Origin of the sequence: Streptomyces niphimycinicus, from assembly GCF_018883605.1 — a bacterium.
GTDB classification, from domain to species: Bacteria; Actinomycetota; Actinomycetes; order Streptomycetales; family Streptomycetaceae; genus Streptomyces; species Streptomyces niphimycinicus.
Genome location: NZ_JAHLEM010001009.1, coordinates 1 through 3,106 on the forward strand (window position 1 = coordinate 1; position 3,106 = coordinate 3,106).

Consider the following 3,106-nt stretch of genomic DNA (forward strand, 5'->3'; position numbering starts at 1 on the left):
GCGGCTCCGGTGTGTTCGCCAAGCGCATGGTGCGGGCCTCGTCGGCTGATGACGCGGTGAACCGGGGCTCCTGGCAGGGCCGTGGTTCGGCGCTGGTGACCGGTGGTACGGGTGCGCTGGGTGGCCATGTCGCCCGCTGGCTGGCGCGTACGGGTGCCGAGCATCTGGTGCTGACCAGCCGCAGTGGCATGGAGGCGGAGGGCGCCGCCGAGTTGAAGGCGGAGCTGGAAGGGCTCGGTGCCCGGGTGACGGTGGCGGCGTGTGACGCCGCGGACCGTGAGGCGCTGGCCGCGGTGCTGGACGCGATCCCGCAGGAGTTCCCGCTGACCGCCGTGGTGCATACGGCCGGTGTGCTGGACGACGGCGTGGTGGACGCCCTCACGGTGCGCCGGGCGGCCGGGGTGTTGCGCCCGAAGGTGGACGCCACGCGGAACCTGCATGAGCTGACCGCCGGGATGGACCTCGCCGCCTTCGTACTGTTCTCCTCCGGGGCGGGCACGCTGGGCGGTCCGGGTCAGGGCAGCTACGCGGCGGGTAACGCCTACCTCGACGCGCTGGCGTTGCAGCGGCGTGCGGACGGCCTTCCGGCCACGTCCATCGCCTGGGGCGCCTGGGCCGGAGGCGGCCTCGGATCCGGTGAGGTCGGCGAGCGGATGGACCGTTCCGGCATGGTCGGAATGGTGCCCGAGCTGGCGATCTCCGGTATGCAGCAGGCCCTTGAACTGGACGAGACCTTCATGGTCATCGCCGAGATCGACTGGGATCGCTTCCAGCCGGAGTTCGTCGGTTCACGTCCGAGCGCGCTCTTCCGCGAGCTGCCCGAGCTGAACCGCCCCGCTGCCGCCGCCGGCGCGGACACCGGCGACGGCGACGACGCCGTTTCCGAGCTGCGCCGGGAGATGGCGAAGCTGTCCCCCGCCGAGCAGCCCAAGCTCCTCCTGGAGCTGGTGCGCAACCAGGCCGCCGACGTCCTCGGTTACGACAGCGCGGACGCGGTGGAGGCCGAGCGTGCCTTCCGTGACCTCGGTTTCGACTCGCTGACCGCTGTCGAGCTGCGCAACCGCCTCGGCGTGGTCACCGGTCTCCGACTGCCGGTCACCTGTGTCTTCGACTACCCGACCGCCACGGTTCTGGCCCGGTATCTGTACACGGAGATGTTCGGCGACCAGCCGGTCACCGAGGGCGGCCCCGCCGCCGCGGCCAAGGCATCGGAGGGGCTCGATCGGCCCATCGCCACCGATGAGCCGATCGCCATCATTGGCATGAGCTGCCGGTTCCCCGGAGGGGTGCGCAGCCCCGAGGAGCTGTGGGAGCTGCTGATGGCCGAGGGGGACGTGATCTCCCAGTTCCCCGATGACCGTGGCTGGGACATCGACGGCCTCTACGACCCGGACCCCGAGAAGTCCGGCACCAGTTACGTCCAGGCCGGCGGCTTCCTCGACGAGGTGGGCCACTTCGACCCCTCGTTCTTCGGGATCTCGCCGCGTGAGGCGATGGCGATCGACCCGCAGCAGCGGCTGCTGCTGGAGACGTCATGGGAGGCGTTCGAGCGCGCCGGTATCGACCCCGTGGCGCTGCGCGGCAGCCAGACCGGAGTCTTCGTCGGCTCCAACTACCACGACTACGGTTCGCGCATCCTGAGCGACACCGAAGGAGTGGAGGGCTACCTCGGACTCGGCAGCGCCCCCAGCGTCTCGTCCGGCCGCATCTCCTACACCTTCGGCTTCGAGGGCCCGGCCGTGACGGTGGACACCGCGTGTTCCTCGTCTCTGGTCGCCCTGCACCTGGCCTGCCAGTCGCTGCGCCAGGGCGAGGCATCCGTGGCGCTGGCCGGTGGTGTGACCATCATGGCCACCCCGGGTACGTTCATCGAGTTCAGCGCCCAGCGCGTGCTGTCGTTCGACGGGCGGTGCAAGGCGTTCTCGGCGGATGCCGACGGCACCGGCTGGTCCGAGGGCGTGGGCATGCTCTTGGTGGAGCGGCTGTCGGACGCGCAGCGCAACGGCCACCAGGTGCTGGCCGTCATCCGGGGCTCGTCCATCAACCAGGACGGCGCCTCCAACGGTCTGACGGCGCCCAACGGCCCGTCCCAGCAGCGGCTCATCGAGCAGACGCTGGCCAGTGCCCGGCTGGTCTCCGCCGATGTGGACGTGGTCGAGGCCCATGGCACCGGCACTCCCCTCGGCGACCCGATCGAGGCGCAGGCGCTGCTGGCCACCTATGGACAGGGCCGCCCCGAGGGCGAGCCGCTGCTGCTGGGTGCCATCAAGTCGAATATCGGTCATACGCAGGCCGCCGCCGGTGTCGCCGGGGTCATCAAGATGGTGATGGCCATGCGCGAAGGTACCCTTCCCAAGACGTTGCACGTGGACGAGGTGTCGCCGCACGTGGACTGGTCGGCGGGCGACCTCGAGCTGCTGACCGAGGCGATGCCCTGGCCGGAGCGGGGCCACCCGCGCAGGGCGGCGGTATCCGCCTTCGGCGTGAGCGGTACCAACGCGCACACCATCATCGAGCAGGCGCCGGCCGACGACGAGCCGGAGGCGCCGCGGGCAGCGCAGACCCCGGGCTCCGCCGCGGCCCCGGTGCCGTGGATCCTGTCCGGCCGGACCGACGCCGCCCTCCGCGGCCAGGCCGAACGGCTGCGTGCCCAACTCGCCACCGCCACCGAAGAGTCCATGCCCGCTGTGGACGTCGGCTATTCCTTGGCGACGGCCCGATCGCTCTTCGACCACCGGGCCGCCGTGGTCGGCGAGGACCGCGCGGACATGCTGCGTGGCCTCGAGGCCCTCGCGAAGGGCGAGACCGCGCCCGGCGTCGTACGCGGCGTGGCGGGGGCGGCCGGCAAGACGGCGTTCCTGTTCTCGGGCCAGGGTGCGCAGCGCCTGGGCATGGGCCGGGAGCTGTACGACGCCTTCCCGGTGTTCGCCGACGCGTGGGACGAGGTGTGCGCGCAACTGGACGGTCTGCTGGACCGTCCGCTGCGGGATGTGGTGTTCGCGGCGGAGGGGGGCGCGGATGCCGGGCTGCTGGATCGGACGGCGTTCACCCAGCCCGCGTTGTTCGCGGTCGAGGTGGCGTTGTTCCGGCTGCTGTCCGCGTGGGG

Annotated in this window: 1 protein-coding gene; it reads left to right on the plus strand. The window is 71.6% G+C overall.

Annotation, left to right across the window (positions count from 1 at the left end):
* Positions 1 to 3,106, plus strand: a 3,106-nt coding sequence (locus KN815_RS46825) for a type I polyketide synthase (RefSeq protein WP_216347874.1), incomplete at both ends; no start/stop codon positions are given.